25 protein-coding genes are annotated in these 24,498 nt (G+C 54.5%); 12 read left to right on the forward strand and 13 right to left on the reverse strand.

What is annotated here, in order from left to right:
• Positions 1-14: 14 nt before the first annotated feature.
• A complete protein-coding gene (gene uxaC / locus OTG14_RS19710; RefSeq protein WP_024906407.1) occupies positions 15-1,427 on the reverse strand; it encodes a glucuronate isomerase in 1,413 nt (470 codons plus the stop codon).
• A gap of 476 nt (positions 1,428-1,903) precedes the next feature.
• Here uxaC and OTG14_RS19715 point away from each other — a divergent pair, with 476 nt between their 5' ends.
• The 11 genes from OTG14_RS19715 (at position 1,904) to OTG14_RS19765 (ending at position 9,204) form a co-directional block, all read left to right on the forward strand.
• Positions 1,904-3,202, forward strand: a complete 1,299-nt coding sequence (locus OTG14_RS19715; RefSeq protein WP_024906406.1) for an MFS transporter — start codon at positions 1,904-1,906, stop codon at positions 3,200-3,202.
• A gap of 115 nt (positions 3,203-3,317) precedes the next feature.
• On the forward strand, positions 3,318-4,094 hold the full coding sequence (exuR, locus tag OTG14_RS19720) for a transcriptional regulator ExuR (RefSeq protein ID WP_023309288.1): 777 nt from the start codon (positions 3,318-3,320) through the stop codon (positions 4,092-4,094).
• Between the two features lie 344 nt (positions 4,095-4,438).
• Entirely contained in the window at positions 4,439-5,101 is a 663-nt protein-coding gene (gene yqjA / locus OTG14_RS19725; RefSeq protein ID WP_024906405.1) for a DedA family general envelope maintenance protein YqjA, read from the forward strand.
• A gap of 2 nt (positions 5,102-5,103) precedes the next feature.
• Complete coding sequence (mzrA, locus tag OTG14_RS19730) at positions 5,104-5,487, forward strand: EnvZ/OmpR regulon moderator MzrA (RefSeq protein WP_267215653.1); 384 nt, start codon at positions 5,104-5,106, stop codon at positions 5,485-5,487.
• 142 nt (positions 5,488-5,629) lie between these two features.
• Positions 5,630-5,998 (forward strand): DUF1090 domain-containing protein, encoded by a 369-nt coding sequence (locus OTG14_RS19735; protein ID WP_008503142.1) that lies wholly within the window; start codon positions 5,630-5,632, stop codon positions 5,996-5,998.
• 31 nt (positions 5,999-6,029) lie between these two features.
• Positions 6,030-6,335, forward strand: coding sequence for an ElaB/YgaM/YqjD family protein (locus OTG14_RS19740; RefSeq protein WP_008503141.1), 306 nt, complete (start codon positions 6,030-6,032; stop codon positions 6,333-6,335).
• A 1-nt stretch (position 6,336) separates the two neighbouring features.
• On the forward strand, positions 6,337-6,729 hold the full coding sequence (locus OTG14_RS19745; protein ID WP_023333540.1) for a phage holin family protein: 393 nt from the start codon (positions 6,337-6,339) through the stop codon (positions 6,727-6,729).
• Between the two features lie 2 nt (positions 6,730-6,731).
• Complete coding sequence (locus OTG14_RS19750; protein WP_024906403.1) at positions 6,732-7,028, forward strand: YqjK-like family protein; 297 nt, start codon at positions 6,732-6,734, stop codon at positions 7,026-7,028.
• A gap of 252 nt (positions 7,029-7,280) precedes the next feature.
• Positions 7,281-7,673: a DoxX family protein gene (locus OTG14_RS19755; RefSeq protein WP_023309292.1), complete on the forward strand. Its 393-nt coding sequence runs from the start codon at positions 7,281-7,283 to the stop codon at positions 7,671-7,673.
• Positions 7,674-7,744: 71 nt separating this feature from the next.
• Positions 7,745-8,731 carry a glutathione S-transferase family protein gene (locus OTG14_RS19760; protein ID WP_267215654.1) on the forward strand — a complete coding sequence of 329 codons (987 nt, stop codon included), beginning with the start codon at positions 7,745-7,747 and terminating at the stop codon, positions 8,729-8,731.
• A 107-nt stretch (positions 8,732-8,838) separates the two neighbouring features.
• The gene (locus OTG14_RS19765) at positions 8,839-9,204 is read left to right on the forward strand and encodes a DUF805 domain-containing protein (protein WP_024906401.1); all 366 of its coding nucleotides are present in this window, start codon (positions 8,839-8,841) and stop codon (positions 9,202-9,204) included.
• A 41-nt stretch (positions 9,205-9,245) separates the two neighbouring features.
• On the opposite strand, the gene OTG14_RS19770 is transcribed toward OTG14_RS19765, so the two are convergent.
• Entirely contained in the window at positions 9,246-10,148 is a 903-nt protein-coding gene (locus OTG14_RS19770; RefSeq protein ID WP_032650335.1) for a LysR family transcriptional regulator, read from the reverse strand.
• 104 nt (positions 10,149-10,252) lie between these two features.
• Between OTG14_RS19770 and OTG14_RS19775 the strand changes: the two genes are divergently transcribed.
• Positions 10,253-10,954 carry a pirin family protein gene (locus tag OTG14_RS19775; RefSeq protein WP_023309295.1) on the forward strand — a complete coding sequence of 234 codons (702 nt, stop codon included), beginning with the start codon at positions 10,253-10,255 and terminating at the stop codon, positions 10,952-10,954.
• 72 nt (positions 10,955-11,026) lie between these two features.
• Here the strand turns inward: OTG14_RS19775 and OTG14_RS19780 are convergent, their stop codons facing one another.
• The 11 genes from OTG14_RS19780 to OTG14_RS19830 all read right to left on the reverse strand — a co-directional run bounded on the left by OTG14_RS19780 (position 11,027) and on the right by OTG14_RS19830 (position 24,373).
• Positions 11,027-12,331 carry an L-cysteine desulfidase family protein gene (locus tag OTG14_RS19780; RefSeq protein ID WP_267215655.1) on the reverse strand — a complete coding sequence of 435 codons (1,305 nt, stop codon included), beginning with the start codon at positions 12,329-12,331 and terminating at the stop codon, positions 11,027-11,029.
• Positions 12,332-12,351: 20 nt separating this feature from the next.
• Positions 12,352-13,683 (reverse strand): SLC5/6 family protein, encoded by a 1,332-nt coding sequence (locus OTG14_RS19785; RefSeq protein ID WP_208763284.1) that lies wholly within the window; start codon positions 13,681-13,683, stop codon positions 12,352-12,354.
• A 261-nt stretch (positions 13,684-13,944) separates the two neighbouring features.
• Positions 13,945-14,355, reverse strand: a complete 411-nt coding sequence (locus OTG14_RS19790) for a Spy/CpxP family protein refolding chaperone (RefSeq protein ID WP_024906397.1) — start codon at positions 14,353-14,355, stop codon at positions 13,945-13,947.
• Positions 14,356-14,504: 149 nt separating this feature from the next.
• On the reverse strand, positions 14,505-16,799 hold the full coding sequence (pflB, locus tag OTG14_RS19795; RefSeq protein WP_024906396.1) for a formate C-acetyltransferase: 2,295 nt from the start codon (positions 16,797-16,799) through the stop codon (positions 14,505-14,507).
• A 15-nt stretch (positions 16,800-16,814) separates the two neighbouring features.
• Positions 16,815-18,023 carry a propionate kinase gene (gene tdcD, locus OTG14_RS19800; protein ID WP_090418950.1) on the reverse strand — a complete coding sequence of 403 codons (1,209 nt, stop codon included), beginning with the start codon at positions 18,021-18,023 and terminating at the stop codon, positions 16,815-16,817.
• 30 nt (positions 18,024-18,053) lie between these two features.
• On the reverse strand, positions 18,054-19,385 hold the full coding sequence (gene tdcC / locus OTG14_RS19805; RefSeq protein WP_024906394.1) for a threonine/serine transporter TdcC: 1,332 nt from the start codon (positions 19,383-19,385) through the stop codon (positions 18,054-18,056).
• Between the two features lie 9 nt (positions 19,386-19,394).
• Positions 19,395-20,384 (reverse strand): bifunctional threonine ammonia-lyase/L-serine ammonia-lyase TdcB, encoded by a 990-nt coding sequence (gene tdcB, locus OTG14_RS19810; RefSeq protein ID WP_024906393.1) that lies wholly within the window; start codon positions 20,382-20,384, stop codon positions 19,395-19,397.
• A gap of 101 nt (positions 20,385-20,485) precedes the next feature.
• On the reverse strand, positions 20,486-21,406 hold the full coding sequence (tdcA, locus tag OTG14_RS19815) for a transcriptional regulator TdcA (protein ID WP_267215656.1): 921 nt from the start codon (positions 21,404-21,406) through the stop codon (positions 20,486-20,488).
• 870 nt (positions 21,407-22,276) lie between these two features.
• Positions 22,277-22,474 (reverse strand): CPCC family cysteine-rich protein, encoded by a 198-nt coding sequence (locus tag OTG14_RS19820; RefSeq protein WP_157189774.1) that lies wholly within the window; start codon positions 22,472-22,474, stop codon positions 22,277-22,279.
• On the reverse strand, positions 22,471-24,036 hold the full coding sequence (locus tag OTG14_RS19825) for an S-type pyocin domain-containing protein (protein ID WP_248272465.1): 1,566 nt from the start codon (positions 24,034-24,036) through the stop codon (positions 22,471-22,473). Before OTG14_RS19825 ends, OTG14_RS19820 begins: the two co-directional genes overlap by 4 nt.
• Positions 24,037-24,169: 133 nt before the next feature.
• Positions 24,170-24,373: a hypothetical protein gene (locus OTG14_RS19830; protein WP_232473059.1), complete on the reverse strand. Its 204-nt coding sequence runs from the start codon at positions 24,371-24,373 to the stop codon at positions 24,170-24,172.
• Positions 24,374-24,498: the final 125 nt, after the last annotated feature.

Raw genomic sequence — 24,498 nt, forward strand, 5'->3', positions numbered from 1 at the left:
AACCTCAAACGGCCTTAGTTCAGTTCAATGGCGAAGTAGTCACGCGCATTGTTAAAGCAGATGTTTCTCACCATGTCGCCCAGCAGCTGGATATCCGCCGGCGCTTCGCCCGCGTGCACCCAGCGGCCAATCATCTGGCACAGAATGCGGCGGAAGTATTCGTGGCGAGTGTAAGAGAGGAAGCTGCGGCTATCGGTTAGCATGCCGACAAAGCGGCTCAGCAGGCCAAGCTGCGCCAGCTGCGTCATCTGACGCTCCATGCCGTCTTTCTGGTCGTTGAACCACCAGCCGGAACCAAACTGCATCTTGCCCGGCATCCCTTCGCCCTGGAAGTTGCCGACCATGGTGCCCAGCACTTCGTTATCGCGCGGGTTCAGGCAGTACAGGATGGTTTTTGGCAGCAGGTTTTGTTCGTTCTGTTTGCTCAGCAGTTTGGACAGCTCTTCCGCCAGCGGACGGTCGTTGATGGAGTCAAAGCCCACGTCCGCGCCGATCAGTTTGAACTGGCGCTGGTTATTATTGCGCAGCGCGCCGATGTGGTACTGCTGTACCCAGCCGCGACGCGCGTATTCCGCGCCGAGGAACACCAGCACCGCCGTTTTGAACTGCGCCACTTCGTGTTCGCTAAGCGATTCACCGGACAGGCGACGCGCCAGAATGCTGTCCAGCTCGGCCTCGTTTGATTCCGCGAACAGCACGACGTCCAGCGCGTGGTCAGAGACTTTACAGCCGTGCGCCGCGAAGTGATCCAGACGTTTGGTCAGCGCGGTTTGCAGATCGGCGAAACGGCGAATGTCGGTATCGGACACTTCCGCCAGCTTCGCCATGTAGTCGTTAAACGTGGCCTGCTCAATGTTGAAGGCTTTGTCCGGGCGCCAGCTTGGCAGCACTTTGATATCAAAAGAAGTGTCTTTGGCGACGACGGCATGATGCTCCAGGGAGTCAATCGGATCGTCGGTGGTGCCCACCATCTTCACGTTCATCTGCTTCATGATGCCGCGCGCGGAGAAGTTATCCTGCGCCAGCAGCGCATTGCAGCGATCCCAGATTTCATCGGCGGTCGTTGGGGAGAGCAGTTTGCCGGTGATGCCAAACGGACGGCGGAGCTCAAGATGCGTCCAGTGGTAGAGCGGGTTGCCGATGGTGTGCGGAACGGTCGCCGCCCAGGCGTCAAACTTCTCACGGTCGGTCGCATCGCCGGTGCACAGGCGCTCAGCGACGCCGTTGGTGCGCATGGCACGCCATTTGTAGTGGTCACCCTTCAGCCAGATGTCATACAGGTTTTTGAAACGGTAATTTTCGGCAACCTGCTGCGGCGGTAAATGGCAGTGGTAGTCGAAAATCGGCTGGTCTTTTGCGTAGTCGTGATACAGGCGGCGAGCAAATTCGGTATCCAACAGAAAATCTTCGGTCATAAACGGCGTCATTATCGTCTTCCTCATTACGGGAGCGTCAGAAAGCGTATGTTCATATGCTGCAAAGTTATCACACCAATTTCCACCCACCGAAGCTTTTTTCGTGAGTGAGATCAATAAACACCAACAAATAAATTACCCTCAATGGCGTAAACCCTTCTACAGGCCGCGCCATTACTGGCTTTGCGCGCAGCGATTAATGTCCCTACAAAGAATCATACATTTGTGATGTCACTCACCTTTTAAAGTTGTATGACAAGTTATCTTTTCGCCGTCGCAAACGCTAAGCCGACGGAATGCATTACCGGTGTGAGAGGCATCGGGTTTAACGGTACGGATACCGACTTATGCACGCTTACTTATGGCAAGGTTCGGGCCGTTCCGGGACATGCTTCCGGCTACGCCCCTCCCGTTACACAACTGCTCCCGGAAACGGTTGAGAGGTTGCCGTGCTCTGGCGCGGACATAACATAACGATGAGGTTTTAGATGCGTAAAATTAAAGGGTTACGTTGGTATATGATCGCACTGGTGACGTTAGGCACCGTGCTGGGCTACCTGACGCGTAACACCGTGGCAGCTGCAGCGCCAACGTTGATGGAAGAGCTGCATATCTCCACGCAGCAATACTCCTACATCATTGCTGCCTATTCCGCGGCGTATACCATCATGCAGCCTGTTGCTGGCTATGTGCTGGACATTCTCGGTACCAAAATCGGTTATGCCTTCTTCGCCATCGCCTGGGCGGTGTTCTGCGGTGCCACCGCGCTGGCAGGCAGCTGGGGTGGGCTGGCGCTGGCGCGTGGTGCGGTCGGTGCGGCAGAAGCCGCGATGATCCCGGCAGGCCTGAAGGCCAGCTCCGAGTGGTTCCCGGCAAAAGAGCGCTCCATTGCGGTCGGCTACTTCAACGTGGGCTCGTCCATCGGGGCAATGATTGCACCGCCGCTGGTGGTGTGGGCCATTGTGATGCACAGCTGGCAGATGGCGTTCATCATCTCTGGCGTGCTGAGCTTTGCCTGGGCAATGGCGTGGCTGATTTTCTATAAACACCCGCGCGATCAGAAAAAGCTCTCCGAAGAAGAACGCGAATACATCATTGGTGGTCAGGAAGCACAGCATCAGACCAACAACGGCAAAAAAATGACCGTCTGGCAGATCCTGGGCACCCGTCAGTTCTGGGGTATCGCCCTGCCGCGTTTCCTGGCTGAACCGGCCTGGGGCACCTTTAACGCGTGGATCCCCCTGTTCATGTTTAAAGTCTACGGCTTTAACCTGAAAGAGATCGCGATGTTCGCCTGGATGCCAATGCTGTTCGCTGACCTGGGCTGTATCGTGGGCGGCTACCTGCCACCGCTGTTCCAGCGCTGGTTTGGGGTGAACCTGATTGTTTCCCGTAAGATGGTCGTCACCATGGGCGCGCTGCTGATGATTGGCCCGGGTATGATCGGCCTGTTCACCAGCCCGTACGTCGCCATTGCCCTGCTGTGCATCGGTGGCTTTGCGCACCAGTCCCTGTCCGGCGCGCTGATTACGCTCTCGTCTGACGTCTTCGGCCGCAACGAAGTGGCCACCGCCAACGGCCTGACCGGGATGGCCGCCTGGACCGCGAGTACGATGTTTGCGCTGGTGGTCGGCGCGCTGGCGGATACCATCGGCTTCAGCCCGCTGTTCGCCGTGCTGGCTATTTTCGACCTGCTGGGTGCGGTAGTGATCTGGACGGTGCTGAAAAGCAAATCGGCAGAAGAGCTGGCGAAAGAGTCCCTCGGGAAACCGGCGACGCAGAGTTAGCGAAAATGCGTTTCACCGAAGCCGCCTCCGGGCGGCTTTTTTAATGGCAAAATCTGGAGAGTGGCACGCAAAAGTGGTATAACAAATCATCTGCCGTACCCTGCCTGGAGCGCATATGGAAATCACCGAACCACGTCGTTTATATCAACAACTTGCTGCCGAGCTGAAAGATCGCATCGAGCAAGGGGTCTATCTTGTCGGTGATAAACTTCCCGCCGAGCGCTTTATCGCGGATGAAAAAAGTGTGAGCCGCACCGTGGTGCGTGAAGCGATTATCATGCTGGAAGTGGAAGGCTACGTTGAGGTACGCAAAGGCTCCGGCATTCACGTGATTTCTAATCTGCCGAAACACTCTCCCGTCGCGGACGAAAGTCTGGAATTCGCCAGCTATGGCCCGTTTGAGCTGCTCCAGGCTCGCCAGCTGATCGAAAGCAATATTGCCGAGTTTGCGGCGACGCAGGTGACCAAGCAGGACATCATGAAGTTGATGGAGATCCAGGAGAATGCCCGTAAGGAAAAATGTTTCCGCGATTCAGAGTGGGATCTGCAGTTCCACGTTCAGGTCGCCCTGGCAACCCAAAATACGGCGCTGGCGGCAATCGTAGAAAAAATGTGGACTCAGCGCGTTCACAACCCGTACTGGAAAAAACTGCACGACCATATCGATTCCCGTACCGTCGACAACTGGTGTGACGATCACGATCAAATCCTTAAGGCGCTGATTCGTAAAGACCCGCATGCCGCTAAGCTGGCGATGTGGCAGCACCTAGAAAACACCAAGCAGATGCTGTTCAACGAAACCAGCGATGACTTCGAATTTAACGCTGACCGCTATCTTTTCGCCGATAATCCCGTTGTTCATCTCGATACGGCATCCAGTGCCGCAAAATAGATGACCTTTCTGCTGGCAGGCGCTACGTTGCGCCTTTTGGCTTCAATGGGTAAGCAAAACATATATAGTGTCAGCCTTTGTAAATCCCCTCGCTCACTTCCTGGGCTTACGCCAAAATCAACTCACCCCTGCAAATTCTGTGACGCAGAACGTTGGGCTTTGTTACAATTGGATTCAATTCCTTATTTTGTAAGTTAGTGCTTGCTAACCAGCCAATTAACAGGGAACAGTGTTGGCCACACCGCAATGTGTCCGCGAGCGACCATAATGAAATCACAACAATGTCGCCGTGCTGTTTGTCCCGGATAACAGGCGTGACGTTAACCGATTTCCAGGAACACTGAATGGAACTTTTGACCCAACTACTGCATGCCCTCTGGGCGCAGGATTTTGAAACGCTGGCCAACCCTTCCATGATTGGCATGCTCTATTTCGTCTTGTTTATGATCCTGTTCCTTGAGAACGGTTTGCTGCCTGCTGCCTTCCTGCCCGGTGATAGTTTGCTGGTGCTTGTCGGCGTGCTGTGTGCCAAAGGGGCGATGGCGTTTCCACACACCATTTTATTACTGACCGTCGCGGCCAGCCTCGGCTGCTGGGTGAGCTATATCCAGGGAAGATGGCTGGGCAATACCCGAATTGTCCAGAACTGGCTCTCGCACCTGCCTGCACATTATCATCAGCGGGCGCACCACCTTTTCCATAAGCACGGGCTTTCCGCGCTGCTGATTGGCCGCTTTATTGCCTTTGTTCGCACCCTGTTGCCCACCATTGCCGGGCTGTCGGGATTGAGCAGCACGCGCTTCCAGTTCTTCAACTGGATGAGCGGTCTGTTATGGGTGCTTATTCTGACGACGCTGGGCTATGCATTGGGTAAAACGCCGGTCTTTATGAAATATGAAGACCAGCTGATGTCCTGCCTGATGCTGCTGCCTGTGGTTCTGTTGGTCTTCGGCCTGATCGGCTCCCTGGTCGTCCTGTGGAAAAAGAAATACGGAGCCAGAGGCTGACGATGGTTATCTCACCGCTCGCTCTGCGCCGTTTTGCCTTTGCCATGATTACGCTGGTGGTGCTCAGCGCCCTGCTGCTGGCCTGGAGCGCGCTTTCGCATCAGGAATCGACGCTGGCCATCCGCCCGGTAAACCAGGGTGCCAGCGTGCCTGACGGTTTTTCTGTCTGGCATCATCTGGATGCGAACGGGATCCGCTTTAAGAGCATCACCCCGCAGGACGATGTTTTACTGATCAAGTTTGATTCCCGTGCGCAAAGTGCCGCCGCGAAAGTGGTTCTCGATCGTACGCTGCCGCACGGGTATATCATTGCTCAGCAGGAAGATGACAGCCAGCCTGCAGCCTGGCTCTCATTGATTCGCGATACGTCGCATCGGTTTGGATAACTTCCAGGATTCCGAATCTTTTCACTCACTTTGGTGAATCCCCCGTTTACTTACTATGCTTAAGTACGCGGAGCACCCCTCGATGTACTCCGCATAACTTTGGATAGCGGCTCAAGCCGCAACACAATGGAAGGTTTCGATAATGAAATTCCGCATGACTCTGGCTTTGGCCCTTTTTTCTTTAAGCACAGCATCCTTCGCAAACTCTCTCTGTCAGGAGAAAGAACAGGATATTCAGCGTGAGATCGGTTATGCCGAAAAGCATAACAATCAGCACCGTGTTGATGGACTTAAAAAAGCGCTGAGCGAAGTGAAAGCGAACTGTTCAGACAGCAAGCTTCGTGCCGACCACCAGAAGAAAATCGCTGAACAGAAGGACGAGATAGCCGAGCGCCGTCGCGACCTGCAGGAAGCGAAAGAGAAAGGGGATGCGGAAAAAATTGCTAAGCGCGAGAAGAAGTTGAAAGAAGCGCAGGACGACCTGAAAGCGCTGGAAGCTCGCGATTATTGAGTTAACGGAAATCTCAACAGGAGAGAGAATCATGTCAAAAGATACGACGTCTGAACATCTGCGCGCTGAACTGAAATCCCTGGCCGATACCCTTGAAGAGGTGCTGAACTCCTCTGCTGACAAGTCAAAAGAAGAGGTCAGCAAGCTGCGCAGCAAGGCGGAGCAAGCGCTGAAGGAGAGCCGTTATCGCCTGGGTGAAACCGGTGATGCACTGGCGAAACAAACCCGTGAAGCGGCTGCCCGCGCGGACGAATATGTGCGTGATAATCCATGGACGGGTGTAGGGATTGGTGCCGCAGTGGGTGTGGTACTGGGTGTCCTGCTGACGCGTCGTTGATATGGAAGATCCTCGTCACGCACAAGGGCCTGCTAACAACGTCCTCGGCATCGGCCAGCGTATTTTAACGACGCTGGTCGGGATTGCCGAAACGCGCGTCCGGCTGGCAGTGGTCGAGCTGGAAGAGGAGAAAGCGAACCTCTTCCAGATGCTGCTGATGCTCGGGCTGACCATGCTCTTCGCCGCGTTTGGCCTGATGAGCCTGATGGTGTTAATCATCTGGGCCATTGACCCGCAGTATCGTCTTAACGCGATGATTGCCACCACCGTCGTTCTGCTGGTCGCCGCGTTGATCGGCGGTATCTGGACGCTGCGTAAAGCGCGCAAGTCCACATTCCTGCGCCATACGCGTCAGGAGCTGGCGAACGATCGCGCCCTGCTGGAGGATGACTAGCCGTGAGCGGTAAAGCCGAACGTCAAAAGCGAAAAGCGTACCTGCTAAGCCAGATCCAGCAGCAACGGCTGGACCTGTCTGCCAGCCGTCGCGACTGGATTGACGCGACGCGACGGTTTGACCGGGGCTGGAATACCGTCCTGAGCCTGCGTTCATGGGCGCTGGTCGGCAGCAGCGTGATGGCTATCTGGTCCGTTCGTCATCCGAACATGCTGATCCGCTGGGCGCGTCGTGGATTTGGTGCCTGGAGCGCCTGGCGTCTGGTGAAAGCAACGTTGCGGCAGCAGCAATTACGCTAGCCTTCTCGCCGGGTGGCGGCTACGCCTTACCCGGCCTACTTGCACTCGTAGGCCGGGTAAGCGCAGCGCCACCCGGCAAAATTCTCTCCCCTCCCTTACTCAATATCTTTGAAAAAGATTGACAGTTTTCCTTGCTAACAATTGCCACCCGCCCCGTTTATGATGCTCTCCATCGACAGCAACGACGCGGTATCTACCCGGAATTGCAGACAAATAACGTTCAGCCGCTGATGTGGTTTCCTGGAGAGTAAAATGAAAAAATTAGAAGATGTTGGTGTACTGGTAGCGCGTATTCTGATGCCAATTCTGTTCATCGTGGCAGGTTGGGGAAAAATCACTGGTTATGCGGGTACCCAGCAGTATATGGAAGCCATGGGCGTTCCGGGGTTCCTGTTGCCACTGACCATTCTTCTTGAGTTCGGCGGCGGCCTGGCAGTCCTGTTCGGCTTCCTGACCCGCACCACCGCGCTGTTTACTGCAGGCTTCACCGTGCTGACGGCGTTCATCTTCCACAGCAACTTTGCGGAAGGCGTGAACTCTCTGATGTTCATGAAAAACCTGACCATCGCGGGTGGCTTCCTGCTGCTGGCCGTCACTGGCCCGGGCGCATACAGCATCGACCGCGTTCTGAATAAGAAATGGTAAGCACGCTATACTGAATGAACACAAAGCGAGGAGACATCTCCTCGCTTTTGCTATCTGACGGAGGAGAAAAAATGGGACAACTCGTAGACGGCGTCTGGCAGGATGTCTGGTATGACACCAAATCCACCGGAGGTCGCTTTAAGCGCTCTGTTTCGGCCTTCCGTAACTGGCTGACCGCCGATGGTGCGCCAGGCCCTAGCGGTGAAGGCGGCTTCGCGGCTGAGAAAGACCGTTATCATCTTTATGTTTCCCTTGCCTGTCCGTGGGCCCACCGCACGCTGATCGTGCGCAAGCTTAAAGGTCTTGAATCCTTCATTCCGGTTTCCGTCGTCAACCCGTTGATGCTGGAAAACGGCTGGACGTTTGACAGTGATTTCCCTGCGGCGACCGGCGACGAACTGTATCACCACGATTTCCTGTACCAGCTCTATCTGCGCGCCGATCCGCATTACACCGGTCGCGTGACCGTGCCGGTGCTGTGGGACAAGAAAAACCAGACGATTGTCAGCAATGAGTCTGCGGAAATCATCCGCATGTTCAATACCGCATTTGATGCCCACGGCGCCCGTGCCGGAGATTACTATCCGGTTGAGCTGCGTGAGAAAATTGATGAGCTAAACAGCTGGATTTACGACAACGTCAACAACGGTGTCTATAAGGCCGGTTTCGCCACCAGCCAGGAAGCGTATGACGAAGCGGTTAGAAAAGTGTTTGAATCGCTTGAACGCCTGGAACAGCTCCTGGGCAAGCATCGCTACCTGACGGGCGATCGCCTCACGGAAGCGGACATTCGCCTGTGGACCACGCTGGTTCGCTTTGATCCGGTCTATGTCACCCACTTTAAGTGCGACAAGCACCGCATCAGCGATTACCTGAACCTGTATGGTTTCCTGCGCGACATCTACCAGATGCCGGGCATCGCGGAGACGGTCGACTTCGACCATATTCGCACCCACTATTTCCGCAGCCACAAAACCATCAACCCGACGGGCATTATCTCCATTGGGCCGTGGCAGGATCTGAATGAACCTCACGGGCGCGACGTCCGTTTTGGATAAATATTAAGGGCATCAATAGATGCCCTTTTTTAATTCACAATCTCCATCTATCCTTACTTTGATTGCTTAAAAAACAAGTGATTGACCGACTATTGAGGCAAGGAAAAATGGACTGGTATTTAAAAGTACTGCGCAACTACATTGGATTTGGTGGCCGCGCCCGCCGCAAAGAGTACTGGATGTTCGTTCTGGTGAACTTCATCCTCGTCATGGTGCTGGGCATTGTGGATAAAATTCTCGGCTGGGAGCGGGCTGGCGGTGAAGGCGTGCTGACCACCATTTATGGCCTGTTGGTCCTGCTGCCATCATGGGCGGTGCTGTTCCGTCGACTGCACGACACCGATCGTTCAGCGTGGTGGCTATTGCTGCTGTTGATCCCGATTGTGGGCTGGATCGTGATTTTGATTTTCAACTGCCAGAGCGGGACGCCGGGCGAAAACCGCTTTGGCCCCGATCCTAAGGTCGGCGCGTAAAATAACGCCCGGTGGCGCTTACGCTTACCGGGCCTACTCGTTCATTTATTGTGGTGGGCGAAAAGTTTGGGTATTTCGCGCAGGCACCATGATTTGGCTTCGCCCATGCTGTCGCGACGCCACGCCATAATGATATCCACTTCGCTGGTATACTCCGGGCTCACGACCCGCAGTCGCCCTTCTGCAATATCTTTTTCCACAAACGGGTACGGCATCGTCGCCACGCCCAGACCTGCCAGCAGCGCCTGCCGTTTGTCTTCCAGTGAGGTCACCGTCAGACGAGGCTGTTTATCCAGAAGTTGCACCGTCAGCACCGGACGCTCGCGCGCGGTATCCGCGACCGCCACGCCGCGATACTTCACGCGCGTGACTTCAGAGAGCGGCTCCGGCTCCTGGTGAATCGGGTGGTTGGGGGCAGCAACGTAGACGTTCATCACGCTGTAGAGCTTGCGCGAGTTGATTTCTGACGATGAGCGGAAGTGCATGTCCGGCGCAATGACGATATCCGCCCTGCCCGTCTCCAGACGCTCCCACGCCCCTGCCAGCACCTCGGTGATGATCGACAGCTGCGTATTGGCCTTCGCTGCCAGGCGGTCCACCAGCGGGAACAGCGCTTCTGACGGCACCAGCGCTTCGGTAACTAACGTCAGATGGGTTTCCCAGCCGCGCGCCAGCGCTTCGGCGTCCGTCGTGAGCTTGTCCGCCGCCTCCAGCAGCACGCGGCCACGCTCCAGCAGCATCCGCCCGACGTTGGTGAATTTTGTTCGATGGCCGGAGCGGTCAAACAGCACCACGTCCAGCTCTTCCTCCAGCTTCTGCATGGTGTAGCTCAGCGCAGACGGAACGCGCCCCAGTTCATCGGCCGCCGCCGCAAAACTGCCGCGCCGGTCAATCGCGTCCATGACGCGAAGCGCCTCAAGCGTCAATGCTCTCTCTTTAGCCATCTCGTTCTCATTCAGGAAATTTGAACATACCAGGCAGAATATCTGGCTAACAATGCAGCGTCCATACCTTTACCATTGTTTTAGTGTAAAGAGAGGTCAAGTTTATGATTACGACAAGAACAGCTAAACAGTGCGGACAAGCCGATTTCGGTTGGCTGCAGGCCCGCTACACCTTTTCCTTTGGACACTACTTTGACCCTAAACTCCTCGGTTACGCTTCATTGCGCGTGTTGAACCAGGAAGTGCTCGCCCCGGGCGCCTCCTTCCAGCCGCGTACGTACCCGAAAGTCGATATCCTGAACCTGATCCTGGAAGGCGAGGCAGAATACCGCGATAGCGAGGGCAATCATGTCCAGGCAAAGGCTGGCGAAGCATTGTTAATTTCCACGCAGCCGGGCATCAGCTACAGCGAGCATAACCTCAGCAAAGACAAAACGCTGACCCGCATGCAGCTGTGGCTGGACGCCTGCCCTGAGCGGGAAAATCCGCTGGTACAGAAGTTAGATTTAACGGGCGATAAGCAACAGCTGATTGCATCGCCGGATGGCAGTAAAGGTAGCCTGCAGCTGCGTCAGCAGGTGTGGCTGCACCATATCGAACTGAAGAAAGGTGAACAGGCGAGCTTCCAGCTTCATGGCCCGCGCGCCTATTTGCAGTCTATTCACGGTACGGTGCATGCGGTGACGCATACGGAAGAGAAAGAAGCGCTAACCTGCGGCGACGGGGCGTTTATTCGTGATGAAGCGAATATCACCCTGGTGGCGGATACGCCGCTGCGCGCGCTGCTGATTGATTTGCCGGTTTAAAAATCCCCCTCACCCCAACCCCTCTCCCCTTTGGGGAGAGGGCCGGGGTGAGGGGTAACGGGTTGGATTAATTCACGACACCTTACTCGCCATAATCTCAATAATCTGCCGGTCCGTGGCCTGCATCGAGCGGCACGCCAGCGCGCACAGGTTTGCGATTGACTGCTCCACATCGTGCGCCACAATCCCCTCGTTGCCCGTTACGCCCGACTCATCCAGCGCCATCATCACCGCTTTCCAGGCGCTACTGACGCTGGTTGAGACCTTCATGGCGCAGCTGTTTGACGCCCCGTCGCAGATCATCCCGCTGACGTCGCCGATCATGCTTCCAATCGCCATCGCGATGGTCTGGTAACTGCCACCCATCAGCCACGCCATACCCGCCGCAGCGCCCATCGCCGCCGTTGTCGCCGCACACAGTGCGGACAGGCGCGGAAGCTGATAATGGATATAGATCGCCGACAGATGCGACAGCATCAGCGCCCGCGCGAGCCTTTCGTCGTCAGCCTGAACGTGTTCAGCCACGACCACAACCGGCATAGTGGCGGTGATCCCCTGATTGCCAGAGCCCGAATTGCTCATCGCGGGCAGCGTCGCGCCGCCCATGCGGGCATCCGAGGCTGCGCTGGTACGAATTACAATATCTGACCCCAGATCCTGCGCCATCCATCCGCGCGCGCGCTGCTTATCAAGCGTTGCGCCAATATGCAGCCCCCACTTCCCGCTGAGCCCTTCGCGGGAGAGCGCATCGTTCAGCCGCCCTGCCTGCAGGATAAAGCGGATCGCCTCAAACGGCACCTGCTCGACAAATTCCAGGATCTGCGACAGTGTAGTAGTTGAAAGCACCGCCAGCGGATCGTCATTCGTCTGGCACCGTTGATCGTCAAGCGTAAAGCGTGTTTCCCCCTGGCAAACCACTTCCACCACCCGCGTATGCCCGCCCACGATGGTCACCATCGCCGAGTGATCCCCGGCATGAACGCAGGCGCGGGAATAGAGGATCTCATCACAGGGCTCCTGCAGTTTTACCTGCACTTGCCCTGCCTCAAGCAGGGCTTTGGCGCGGACCAGTGCATCGGCGGTGGCATCTTTCAACACCTCCAGTCCGGCGTGCGCGTTACCGCCAATCGCGCCCAGCGCCGCCGCAATCGGTAACCCGACCATACCGGTACCCGGTACCGTCACGCCCAGCCCGTTTTTCATCAGGTTCGGCGAGACCCACGCCTCAATCCGTGTGACCTCCCCCGGCAGAAGGTCTGCGGCCATCGCACAGGCCAATGCCAGAGAGACGGGTTCGGTACACCCAAGGGCAGGCTTCACTTCTTCCTGCACCGCGCGAATAAATTGATTCCATAAAGGATGAGTTTGCTCAGACATCGTTACGACCTTAATTACCCTCAGGAGAATGCGAGGAAAGGAGAAACACAAAGCAGCAGTCCGGTGATGACGATAATCACCAGCGATACGCCTTTATATTTATGCAGGGCTGGCACCTTGTAGACCAGCCATGCAGGTATCAGGCAGCCCACCATGCCGAAGATGGGGCTGCAAATGGAGGTGAAGCTCAGCACCGGCGCGTTCAGGACTATCGCGCTCCAGGCCAGCAGGATGGCGAACAGCATAATCCCGCGCTGGACGGCGTTTTCATTGATTTTCTCAGCCGGCATTCTGCGGCGCAGGATGTTCATGACGATACCCTGCGTCGCCTCGCGAAAGCCGAGATAGACGCCGAAGAACGCGGTCATCACGGCGAAGATATTGAGGATCACGCTGACGATTTTGACCCAGCCCGCGCCATCACCGCTGATAAACTGCGCCGCAATCGCCAGAGCCGAAATGTTCTGCTCGTAGGCTTTAACCGCCTCATCGTGCCCCATCGCCAGCGTGAAGGAGACGGCGTAGAAAAAGACCGTCACAAACAGGATGCCAAAGGCAATATTCATCGCCCGCAGCGCTTTGTGGCGCGCCACCTCCACCGATTTTTCCCGTGAACGGTATGAGATCACCATCGGACTCAGGGTCTGAATAAACAGAATGGAGGTTAAGGTAAAGGGCAGCGTAATGATGGCGTTTTTAATCAACAGTCCCAGCGGCGGCAGCATGCCCACGTTGGCTAAATGCCAGAGGCCAATCATTGACAGCCCCAGCGCGGCTACCACGAATAATTTGGTCAGCACCATCAGGCTGGAGACTTTAAACAGCAGCTTTTCTCCGCGCGACGAAATGGCCACCAGAATGCAGATCAGGCATAAACCGTAAAACGGATTATCTGATAACAAACCGTCGGTCACGCCGAAGGTGTGCAAATACGAGGCGCTGTCGTTGGTAATGGCCGTGGAATAGACAAACATCCAGATCACCAGCATCACGAAATAGAGCGCGCCTAATAAGATGCCCCAGTTCTTACCCAAATAACCGCTAATTACGCTCGGGTAATCTTTGCACTCCGGTGATTCCGCCAGCGTATTAATAAACAGACGCTGGAATAAATACATGGCCGGATAGCCGATTATTGATGAGAGCAAAAATACCCACAGCCCCATTAATCCGACCTGCACGGGGAGAAAAACTATCCCCGCGCCGATAGCCATCCCAATACTCATGATGACCCAGCCCGTGTCGGTGCTGTCGAATTTAATCGCCTCTCGCCACTCGCTTTCACTCATTCCCGCCCGCCTTGCCGCGGGGGAATCACTCACAATCATACTGCTGTTTGTTGCCGTATCCATTGGGCACTCGCTTATTTTGTAGGGTAAACAGTTGTTTTTATTAGTTTCCGATCGCCAGCGATTGCGATTCAGATGGTTGCAGGTGAGTGTTATTGGTGTGGGAAGATCATATCCGGAGAGCGGGAGAAAAAGGTCACAACATTAATAAGGATATTCTGCTTCTGGAGGAAATTTTGCTTCTGAAGTGGGATATTAAAAGCTAATTTTCTAAAAGTGACGCCGATCAAGAAATAAAAACCCGCGCTATGCGCGGGTAGGAAATCAGTTAGCCAGCGCGTTAGCCATATCCGTTCTAATCTGTTTACGCTGTTCCGGCGTCAAAACCTGGCTGACGTCGAAGTAATATTTCACGCGGTAATAACGGGTCTGCTCTTCAATTTTGCTAAAGGCAGCAAGCTGGCTTTTCACCGTGCTTTCGTCCCATTTGCCCGCCTGGAACATGTCGATCAGCGCGCCGTCCTTCACGCCCGTCATCGGGATCTTGCTGACATTTTGTTCCAGCTGCTTATGCAGACCTTCAATCTTCGTAACCTGCTCATTGCTGAGCTTCAGGTGCTGCACCAGCGGATCCTGCGATGGAGACGGAGCAGCCTCAACGTTCGCGGCCTGTGCCGTAAAACTACACACTGCCAGCGAGGCGGCGACCAGCGCAATACGGGTCATTTTCATCATCTTACTGTCCTTACATGCTGTTATAGGGAAAAGCAGGGGTATTGTTTTTCAAGAGCGGATGAATATGTGTGAGTAATTATATAAACAATTTTGTATGTTTAGCGGACAAAAAAAGGCCCCCTGCATTGAGGGGGCATGAGAGCTCACGTTTAGATAGAGTGGGTAAAGGTTCGCGAAATCACATCCTGCTGCTGCTCGCGCGTCAGCGCATTAAACCGCACCGCATAACCTGAAACGCGGATGGTCAGGTTCGGGTAATTCTCCGGGTGCGCGATGGCATCGAGGAGCATTTCCCGGTTCATGACGTTGACGTTCAGATGCTGCCCTCCCTCAATAGAGGCTTCGTGATGGAAATACCCGTCCAGTAGCCCCACCAGGTTGGTTTTGCGCACCAGCTCGTCCTTGCCAAGCGCCTGCGGCACGATGGAGAAGGTGTAGGAAATCCCGTCTTTCGCGTAGGTGAACGGCAGTTTGGCAACCGACGTTAGCGAGGCCACCGCCCCTTTTCTGTCGCGCCCGTGCATTGGGTTCGCGCCTGGGGCAAACGGCGTGCCGCCGCGTCGTCCGTCCGGCGTGTTCCCGGTCTTCTGACCATAAACCACGTTGGAGGTGATGGTCAGGATCGACTGAGTTGGCACCGCGTTGCGGTAGGTCCGCAGCGCCTGAATTTTCTTCATAAAGCGCTCCACCAGGTCGCAGGCAATGCTGTCCACGCGGTCGTCGTTGTTGCCGTACTGCGGATAATCCCCTTCAATCACGAAATCGACTGCCAGTCCCGTATGGTCGCGCACCGGCTTCACCGTGGCATATTTAATGGCCGACAGGGAATCCGCGGCTACCGACAGCCCGGCAATGCCGCAGGCCATGGTGCGATAGACGTCCCGGTCGTGCAGCGCCATCAGCGAGGCTTCGTAGCTGTACTTATCATGCATGTAGTGAATGAGATTCAGGGCGCTAATGTACTGCACCGCCAGCCAGTCCATAAAGTGATCGAGGCTCGCCATCACGGTGTCGTAATCCAGCACGTCGTCCAGCAGCGGCTCGGTTTTAGGACCGACCTGGATCTTCAGCTTCTCGTCCACCCCGCCGTTGATCGCGTACAGCAGCGTTTTGGCGAGGTTGGCGCGCGCGCCAAAGAACTGCATCTGCTTGCCGATCACCATCGGGCTGACGCAGCAGGCAATGGCGTAGTCGTCGCTGTTGAAGTCCGCGCGCATCAGATCGTCGTTCTCATACTGCAGCGAAGAGGTGACGATCGACACCTGCGCGGCGTATTTCTTGAACGCGATCGGCAGTTGTTCAGACCAGAGGATCGTCAGGTTCGGCTCAGGTGCTGGCCCCATGGTGTGCAGCGTGTGCAGATAGCGGAAGCTGTTCTTGGTCACCAGCGTGCGCCCGTCCAGCCCCATGCCGCCGATCACTTCCGTCGCCCAGATCGGATCGCCGGAGAAGAGCGTGTCGAACTCCGGAGTGCGCAGGAAGCGCACCATGCGGATCTTCATGATGAAGTGGTCGATCAGCTCCTGCGCCTGGACTTCATTCAGCCTTCCTGCCTGCATGTCACGTTCAATGTAGATATCGAGGAACGAGGCCGTGCGCCCCAGCGACATCGCCCCGCCGTTCTGGGATTTCACCGCGGCAAGGTAGGCAAAATAGAGCCACTGCACCGCTTCCTGGGCGTTCATCGCCGGGCGTGCGATATCGAAGCCATAGTTCGCCGCCATCTGCTGGATCTGCAGCAGCGCGCGCTTATGCTCCGCCAGCTCTTCACGCAGGCGGATCGTCGCCTCCAGATCCTCACCGCGCTCCAGCCTGCCCTGCAGATCCGTAAACTGGAGTTCACGCTCGCGCACCAGATAAGCAATCCCGTACAGCGCCACGCGGCGATAGTCGCCAATGATACGTCCGCGCCCGTAGCCGTCTGGCAAGCCGGTCAGCACGCCGGACTTACGGCAGCGCATCATCTCTGGCGAATAGACGTCAAACACGCCCTGGTTGTGGGTTTTGCGCAGGTCGGTAAAGAGATATTCAAACTGCGGATCCATCTCCCGGCCATAGGCTTCGAACGAGCTGCGGATCATGTTGATCCCGCCGTACGGATGGAGCGCACGCTTGAGAGGCTTATCGGTTTGCAGGCCGACGATCGTCTCCAGATCCTGGTCGATATAGCCCGGCCCGTGGGCCGTAATGGTGGTGGCAATGTTGGTGTCAAAATCCACCGGGGCGTGGGTGGCATTCTCCTGACGAATGCCGACCATCACCTTCTGCCACAGCGCCGTCGTTGCTGGCGTCGCCTGCGCGAGGAAAGCTTCATCGCCTTCATAAGGGGTGTAGTTATGCTGAATAAAATCGCGGACGTTGACGGCGTTTTTCCATTCTTCACCGCGAAACCCGGCCCATGCGTCGCTGTAGGGCGCGACGCCCGTATCGATTGTTACTTTCATGTGTTTCTCGCTTTATCAGGCGTAAGCCGCAGCCGGGGTAACCTTCCCAAGACGGAGGGCGTCCAGCGCGATCATTTTTTCTTCGTTGGTAGGGATCACCGCGCAGGCCACGCGGGACGACTCGGTGGAGATCACGCGCTCACCCGCGCTGCCCGGCAGGGCATTTTTGGCGTCGTCGAGGCGGATGCCGAACACGTTCAGATGTTCCGCCACCAGCGCGCGGACAAGCGTCGAGTTTTCGCCAATACCGCCGGTAAAGACCACCCCATCGAGGCGGTGCAGTGACGCAGCGTGCCCGGCAATGTGTCGCGCTATACGGTGAACGAAGGTCTGGATAGCCAGCTGCGCCCGCTCGTTGCCAGCGTGCCAGGCTTTCTCCAGCGCGCGTAAATCGGAGGAGATGCCGGAAATCCCAAGCAACCCGGACTCTTTGTTGACCACGCGTTCCAGATCCTCGAACGACTGCCCGGTCTGCTGGGCAATCCACGCCACTGCGCCGAAGTCCACATCGCCGCAGCGCGTACCCATTACCAGCCCTTCCAGCGGCGTCATCCCCATGGAAGTATCCACGCTTTCGCCGTTGCGCACCGCGCAGATGGACGCTCCGTTGCCGAGGTGGGCAATCACCAGGCCGCTGTCATCGGGGGACAGCCCGAGAAGCGTATGCGCCTGCGCGGCCACGTAGCGGTGAGAGGTGCCGTGGAAGCCGTAGCGGCGCACGCCCAGCTCTTCAAAATAGCGGTACGGCAATCCGTACAGATACGCCTGCGGCGGCAGCGTCTGGTGGAAGCTGGTATCAAATACCGCGACCTGCTGCACGCCCGGGAACAAGCGCTCTGCGGCTTCCACGCCGCTCAGGTTAGCGTAGTTATGCAGCGGCGCCAGCGGAGAGACCTGGCGGATCTGCTCAATCACCGCTTCCGTAATCAGGGTCGACTCGCTGAAGAGGTCGCCGCCGTGCGCAATGCGGTGGCCAATTAAGGCCACGCTGCTCATCAGGTCACGCTTCTCCAGCTCCAGGGCGATGGCAGCCAGCGCCCCTTCGTAGTCCTGGTGAGCCAGTCTGGCCGGCTCACCCCCGTTCACGGAAATAAAGGCCTTCTCGGTGTTGATGCCGTCTGCAATGCCCGTCATCAGGGCGTCGCAGCTGCTGGCGTCGAGCACCGAAAACTTAACAGAGGACGAACCGCAGTTAATTACCAGTACAACCGGAAACTCAATCATCATGTGACTCCGCTCTTCCTGAGCAATGGGTTAGAACAGTTTGTAAACGATATTCAGAATGGTCAGCAGGCCGACCGCGGTAACGAAGATGTTCTCGGTACGCCCTTTGTATTTCGCCAGAGCCGGGGCTTTGCGGATGGCGTACATCGGCAGCAGGCACAGCAGAGAGGCGATGATTGGTGCGCCCATGGCTTCAATAAGGTCGAGAATGTTCGGGTTGGCGTAGGCCACAACCCAGGTGGAGCCCATGATGAACACCATGCTGATGGTGTTCAGTTTGCCAACGGAAACTTTCTTCTTATCGCCCTTGTAGCCGAACTTGAGGATCAGGCCATTCAGACCTTCCAGCGTGCCCAGGTAGTGCCCGAAGAAGGATTTGAAGATAGCCACCAGCGCGATGATGGAGGCACCGTATTCCAGTACCGTCGCGAACGTCGATTTAGTTCCGGACATTGACGCAAAGTGGTTCGCCAGGTAAGAGAGCACCGGAATATTCTGCGCCTTGGCGTCCGCCATGTTCTGCGGAGAGAGCGTAAACAGACAGCTAAAGGCGAAGAACATCACCACAGCCACCATCAGCAGGCTGGCGCGACCGATGATTTTGGAACATTTCTGCTCGGTGAACTCTTTACCGAACGTTGGCTCGTACTCTTCGCGCTTGGAGACCACAAACGAGGAGACGATAGGCGAGAAGTTGAAGGAGAAGACCATGATGGAGATACCCAGCCACACGGTGACCAGAATGCCGTCATGACCGGTGAAGGCGATATCGCTCAGGTTGACCTGGTCGATCACCGCCGAGTTCCAGTAAGGGATCAGCGACAGGGAAATCAGCACCAGGCTGGCGATAAACGGGAACACCAGGAAGCTCATGACCTTCACCATCAGGTCTTTACCAAACCAGATAACAAAGGCCATCAGCAGCAGCAGGAACAGCGCCACCACGCCGCGGTTCAGCGCTGGCAACTGGAGCTGGTTTTCCCAGAAGGTCATAAAGGTGTTGGTAATGGTGACGCCGTAAATCCACAGCAGCGGGCAAATGGCAAAGAAGTAGAGGAACGTGATCACCACCCCGCCGGTTTTACCGAAATGCTCTTCCACCGTTTCGGTGATGTTTCCGGAGACGTTGCTGCCGGACAGACACAAACGCGCCAGCGCGCGGTGGCAGTAAAACGCAATCGGGAATGCGAGAACCAGCATCAGCAGGATCGGGATCAATCCGCCAAAGCCTGCGCGAATGGGGAAGAACAGCACGCCTGCGCCAATGGCGGTACCAAACAGGCCAAGCGTCCAGGTGGTATCAGACTTACGCCAGGAGGACGTTTTTGTCTGGCCAACGATAATGCTTTCTGTGTTGCTCATAGGTCACCTTTATGCGTCAACGAAGCCGGTAATTTGGGAAACACGGGAGAGGTCGATATTGCCGCCGGAAATAATGCAGACGGTTTTGCGGCCCTGAATATAGTGGTCAAGTTTGCCGCTTAATAACGCAGCACAAGCCAGTGCGCCAGCGCCTTCCGTCACCACTTTATTTCGCTGAATAAGGGCAACCATGCTGTTGCGAATATCGTCTTCGCTCACCAGCACAATGTCATCGACCAGTTCACGAACGATTTCGAAGGTTAATTTCCCCGGACGAGAGACGTCGCAGCCGTCGGCTAACGTGCCGGTAACGCGATGGTTGGTTATTTCTCCTGCCTGCCAGGAGGCTGCCATTCCGTGCACGTTTTCAGACTGTACGCCGATAATATTAATGGTCGGGTTGATGGATTTAATCGCCGTCGCAATCCCGGCAATTAATCCGCCGCCGCCGATAGGTACAATGACGTTATCCACGTCGTATAAATCTTCGAGAATTTCCAGGCCGATGGTGCCCTGCCCGGCAATCACTTTTGGGTCATCGTAAGGCGGAATAAAAATACGCCCTTCCGTCTCAACGATTTCGCTCACTTTGGCGATGGTATCGTTGAAGTTCTCGCCGTGCAGCACCACTTCGGCGGAGTAGTCGCGGGTGGCGGCAACCTTGGATTTCGGTGCCCCCTTCGGCATCACCACTTTGCCGTCGATGCCGAGCATGGCGCAGGAGAGGGACACACCCTGCGCGTGGTTTCCCGCGGAGCAGGCGACAACGCCTTTGCGTTTTTCAGCGTCGGTCAGCGAGCTTAACTTGTTAAACGCGCCGCGGATCTTAAACGAGCCGGTACGCTGCATATTCTCAAATTTCAGGAATATTTCGCCCTTACAACGTTCGCTGAGATAATTCGAACGTGGCATACCGGTTTTATATATTTTTCCTGCCAGTCGTTTTCTGGCGTCCTGAATATCTTCAATCGTTACCGGGAGATCGTAGGTAATATGCATAATATCCTCGTTATAATAATTCATTCTTTTCAGGCAAAGTCAGGGTATCAGCGCGTTAACACGTTAACGCTCTGGGTATTTTTAAAATGGGTACTAATTATTCATCGTCGTCTTTCGATATTCATCGACGAATATTGTTTTGCCAGCTCAACTAATACTGACGCCGATTTTTTAATCCTGTAATTTTTTGACCACACGGCGGCATAACGCGCCACGGGTAATTCATCTTCCACTGGCAGTACAATAAACTGGTCAGAACCGAACGGTGCAATCATGTCGCGGGGAATCACCGTCAGATAATCGGCATTCAGGACAAGGTTATAAATGGTGACGACCGAATCGGTCTGGACGATGTTTTCGATGCTGATGTGATTGTCTTGCAGGGTGGTCAGAAGTTCTTTGTAGTAGCCCATATCGGTTTGCGGCATCACCCACTGCTCGTGCGTGAGCGATGCCAGTGTCGTCGGGCCGGTGCACGTTCGCATTTTGCTGGCGACCAGCACAAACTCGGACTCAAACAGCGGTTCGACGTGCAGATCCTGCAGCAGCATTTCATCACTCAGCGTGCCGATAGCGAAATCCAGACGACCGTCGCGAATGGCCGGAAGGAAAGATGAGAGCTGGGCTTCATACATCGAGACGCGTGCTTTCGGGAACACTTCTTTAAATTTTTTGATCATTTCGGACAGGAAGGTGAAGCCGATCAGCGACGGGTAACCAAAGGAGACGTCCATAACGGTGCTGAAACTCAGGCTGTTAATCTCACTCACCATGTTTTTCATTTCGCGGGTGATGGACTCTGAGTACGAGAGCAGAACCTGGCCCGCAGCAGTGAGTTTTACGCCGGTGTTTTTACGCACCATCACTTCCACACCGAAGTAGGACTCAATATCGCTGATGATTTTGCTGACGGCGGGTTGCGTCAGACCCAGCTGTCTTGCTGCAGAACCTATGGAGCCACTTTTAATGACTTCCTGAAATACCACGAGGTGCTGTGTTTTCGGTAGAATAATAGTGTTCATAATATTCTGCACTTATTTCCCTATGACGGGGTGAATTCTACTCAATAATGTTTGAAGGGGTATGTGCTGTTACTCACAATTTGCTTTCCAGGCCCTTTATCACGCACAGCGAAAAACCATAAAAACGCTTATTTATCAAAGTAATAAATAGAGAGAAATATGCTACTACGCTGATATTGATCAACAAAAATAGCGGTAATAAATTTATTTTATGGCGATAACCAGGATAAATTTTACCATCCGGAAAAAATCAATAAAGGCGATATTTCAGGCAATTAAAGACCAATAAATAACCGCTATTTGTTTGAAACATTCTTTCAATTTATCAAATTTTTCCGACGCGAATTTTCAGGCTGGCGGAAAAGAGTGGAATACGTCACATATTCATGGGAGAAATGTATTTGATTTCAATGTATGCATATCAAACGAGAAAAGTTTCGCGATCATTAAGATAACAATCATAACAAATTATCAATACTGAAAATCGCGGGTTTTTTAGCGTGAAATTTTGTGATGACGATCGTCCGCAGACACAGGAGCGACACTGAAGGGATAAAAACAGTGAAATGTGCTTAATGTCGCAAATATGAGAATTGATGTCGTTTGTCTGGTGCCGGGTGGCGCTGCGCTTACCCAGCCTAACCCCCCCTGAAAGCAAAAACCCCGCCGAAGCGGGGTTTTCTAAGAAGTTGAAGCTGACCGATAAGGCGGCTTCGTTCAACCATACGTCAGGCGTCTACAGCGCTGGGGTTGTCGTGTGTCGCAGACTGTATCGCACTTTGTATTGCAGATAAAGCAAGCTAACAGACAAAAGAAAGGCCGGGACAAAGCCAGCCATTCTACTCACAGGTCAAATCCGTCAAAGCAAGGTTAACTTACCTTTCGACCTTGTCGGAATGCTTCGCGCGCTTCGTTCAAACTCATTACATTAGCCCCGCCTTTGTAGCCAGGGTCCTCAGCCTGAACGGGATCGTCTTCCCAGTTGCAAACTGGGCAAATCTCATAACTACCTTCTTCGGGGAATTCATACTGACCGCAGCAAGGGCAAGAGTGTTTTGAATCTATCATTTCTGTTTCTCCCAATATTCCATCCCACCTTTCGGTTTAAACATTGTCTTCGGTACTCCATCCTTAGTCTTTACGGAGAAAGTATTTGTCGCTGGATGATAGTACATCACATCGCCATTCTGTCGGACCTTCGTTAAAGTCCCTGCGGGAGGTGTTCGAACAAAATCATGAGTAGCATTAACGTACTCCTTCGAGTTGTTGAAAGAATTATCCTCAAACTCATGTCCATGCTTCACCCAGTGACCGTAGGCATTCTCGACTGGTTCAGACGTTTTGGTTTTTGTCCAGATAGGATCATTTGGGTTCTTGCTGAGGTAGACATAAATCGGGTCAAACGTCCCTGTAGGATGTACAAGAATATAATCCCTGAATGGACGTTCTCCCGGTGCAGGTGTTTCCGTTGACCACGGACTATTGATCTCACTTTCTGGATAAACCAGCACGTTCGGCGGAATGTAGACGTTATCCTGATTGCCGGTGTTGGAAGGTGAAGCATATCCCGGATCGTCAGGCGTCCAGACGATTGTCGGCTTGTTTGCGCCATCTTCCCAGAATTCGTAATTTCCGGTAGTGGTGTTCTTCTGAAGCATACGCACCGGAACTTTATCCTGTCCGCCTCTGGCGCTAACGTGGAAACCTTTCGGTCTCATGGTGCCGTACTGGTCAGCCTCCCAGCGAAAACGGACCCGGGTCGGAACATCTTCTTTATTTCGTGCGGCCTGCTCAAGACGCATCCTGTCGATATAGTCCTGCTCACCACTGTTGAGTTTTGGTGAGTAGAACATACCAAACAGAAAAACAGTTGTGGGATTGGGGGCTATCCAGCGACCAGCCGTAGAAAGGTTGCCGCCGATCTTCTGCAATGCCGCATATCCGGCTTCGATTGCTGCGCCTGGCGCAATTCCGGTAGTTGTCGCTGCTCTTGCTGTCGCCATTCCCGCTGTCGCAGCGGCTTTAGTTGTGTCAGAGGAACTGAAAAGGCGCTTATACCACGGGCGATTATCTTCCGGCAGCGGTGTTGGTTCGGCTGGTTTGTGCTTCTTTGCTGCCTGTGCGTGTTGAACAGGTTCTTCTTCTGGTTGTTCTGCTTGCGGTGTTGCACGGTAATAGCCAGCATGACCGAAGTTATCAATGGATTCCTGATCGGTTCCTGCTTCAGTGCAGCCATCTCCTCGCAGACAGGATTTTGCAAAAACGGGTAGAGCACTCAGCGCTGCGGCAGCGGCAATAGCTTTGTTAATAGGCCATTCGGCAGCCCGCTTTTGATGTTCTTCGAAGGGATTATCTGACGCATCTTCAGCCCATATTGTCGTGCTACCTAACACCTGGTTGCTTTTGCAGTTACACAGCACCTGATCACCTGTGGCGACGCAGGGGTGGTTTTCAGCAAAATGGTAAGCGGTGCCGTTTATTTCGAAGAAACCATTACAAGTATCCTTCGGGCAATATGCAGTGTCACCGAGTAGGGCGATTTTCCGTTCTTCAGTAATCGTCGATGTTGCGGTAGCAATATACCCGCCGCTAGTCGTTTTGTCCCCGAGCCTTGCCAGTGCTCTTGTCATAAGTCCCTCTACTTATTATGGAAATAATCACAACGGTCATTTTACAATCAATGACCACATGAGCAACAAGTATTAGACGTAAGCGAAACTGCGTTTCGTAACATTCGGTAAATCGGGTGTAGCCCCCGAACTTTTACTCTCTTTCAGCCGTATCGAAGGTCCTGCTGTAGGGGCAGTGCTTTGAGCTGGTTACATAGGTAAAGGTGTAAATGCTGTTGGAGTAAACACAAAGCGTTTGCCCGTTTGCCATGGTTGACTGTTCCGGGTTGCTCATCGTTACACGCCCAGCGCAGGCGTTGAAGGCTACCATCAGTTGTGAAAGTATCACCAAGCACATCTCCCAAGAGGGTAACGTTACTTTTTTCATAAGTTAATGAAGTCGAGCTACGCAGTTTCTTACTTACAGTTGTTGGGATTTTTTTGCTGCGGAATAAAAGGCGGCCTGAATACTCAGCAAATAAT

Source organism: Enterobacter pseudoroggenkampii (assembly GCF_026420145.1).
Lineage (GTDB): Bacteria > Pseudomonadota > Gammaproteobacteria > Enterobacterales > Enterobacteriaceae > Enterobacter > Enterobacter pseudoroggenkampii.

Excerpts from the sequence above, each read along its gene's own strand:
- uxaC (WP_024906407.1), bottom strand. The coding sequence starts at position 1,427 with ATGACGCCGTTTATGACCGAAGATTTTCTGTTGGATACCGAATTTGCT.
- OTG14_RS19715 (WP_024906406.1), top strand. The coding sequence starts at position 1,904 with ATGCGTAAAATTAAAGGGTTACGTTGGTATATGATCGCACTGGTGACG.
- exuR (WP_023309288.1), top strand. The coding sequence starts at position 3,318 with ATGGAAATCACCGAACCACGTCGTTTATATCAACAACTTGCTGCCGAG.
- yqjA (WP_024906405.1), top strand. The coding sequence starts at position 4,439 with ATGGAACTTTTGACCCAACTACTGCATGCCCTCTGGGCGCAGGATTTT.
- mzrA (WP_267215653.1), top strand. The coding sequence starts at position 5,104 with ATGGTTATCTCACCGCTCGCTCTGCGCCGTTTTGCCTTTGCCATGATT.
- OTG14_RS19735 (WP_008503142.1), top strand. The coding sequence starts at position 5,630 with ATGAAATTCCGCATGACTCTGGCTTTGGCCCTTTTTTCTTTAAGCACA.
- OTG14_RS19740 (WP_008503141.1), top strand. The coding sequence starts at position 6,030 with ATGTCAAAAGATACGACGTCTGAACATCTGCGCGCTGAACTGAAATCC.
- OTG14_RS19745 (WP_023333540.1), top strand. The coding sequence starts at position 6,337 with ATGGAAGATCCTCGTCACGCACAAGGGCCTGCTAACAACGTCCTCGGC.
- OTG14_RS19755 (WP_023309292.1), top strand. The coding sequence starts at position 7,281 with ATGAAAAAATTAGAAGATGTTGGTGTACTGGTAGCGCGTATTCTGATG.
- OTG14_RS19760 (WP_267215654.1), top strand. The coding sequence starts at position 7,745 with ATGGGACAACTCGTAGACGGCGTCTGGCAGGATGTCTGGTATGACACC.
- OTG14_RS19765 (WP_024906401.1), top strand. The coding sequence starts at position 8,839 with ATGGACTGGTATTTAAAAGTACTGCGCAACTACATTGGATTTGGTGGC.
- OTG14_RS19770 (WP_032650335.1), bottom strand. The coding sequence starts at position 10,148 with ATGGCTAAAGAGAGAGCATTGACGCTTGAGGCGCTTCGCGTCATGGAC.
- OTG14_RS19775 (WP_023309295.1), top strand. The coding sequence starts at position 10,253 with ATGATTACGACAAGAACAGCTAAACAGTGCGGACAAGCCGATTTCGGT.
- OTG14_RS19780 (WP_267215655.1), bottom strand. The coding sequence starts at position 12,331 with ATGTCTGAGCAAACTCATCCTTTATGGAATCAATTTATTCGCGCGGTG.
- OTG14_RS19785 (WP_208763284.1), bottom strand. The coding sequence starts at position 13,683 with ATGGATACGGCAACAAACAGCAGTATGATTGTGAGTGATTCCCCCGCG.
- OTG14_RS19790 (WP_024906397.1), bottom strand. The coding sequence starts at position 14,355 with ATGATGAAAATGACCCGTATTGCGCTGGTCGCCGCCTCGCTGGCAGTG.
- pflB (WP_024906396.1), bottom strand. The coding sequence starts at position 16,799 with ATGAAAGTAACAATCGATACGGGCGTCGCGCCCTACAGCGACGCATGG.
- tdcD (WP_090418950.1), bottom strand. The coding sequence starts at position 18,023 with ATGATTGAGTTTCCGGTTGTACTGGTAATTAACTGCGGTTCGTCCTCT.
- tdcC (WP_024906394.1), bottom strand. The coding sequence starts at position 19,385 with ATGAGCAACACAGAAAGCATTATCGTTGGCCAGACAAAAACGTCCTCC.
- tdcB (WP_024906393.1), bottom strand. The coding sequence starts at position 20,384 with ATGCATATTACCTACGATCTCCCGGTAACGATTGAAGATATTCAGGAC.
- tdcA (WP_267215656.1), bottom strand. The coding sequence starts at position 21,406 with ATGAACACTATTATTCTACCGAAAACACAGCACCTCGTGGTATTTCAG.
- OTG14_RS19820 (WP_157189774.1), bottom strand. The coding sequence starts at position 22,474 with ATGATAGATTCAAAACACTCTTGCCCTTGCTGCGGTCAGTATGAATTC.
- OTG14_RS19825 (WP_248272465.1), bottom strand. The coding sequence starts at position 24,036 with ATGACAAGAGCACTGGCAAGGCTCGGGGACAAAACGACTAGCGGCGGG.
- OTG14_RS19830 (WP_232473059.1), bottom strand. The coding sequence starts at position 24,373 with ATGTGCTTGGTGATACTTTCACAACTGATGGTAGCCTTCAACGCCTGC.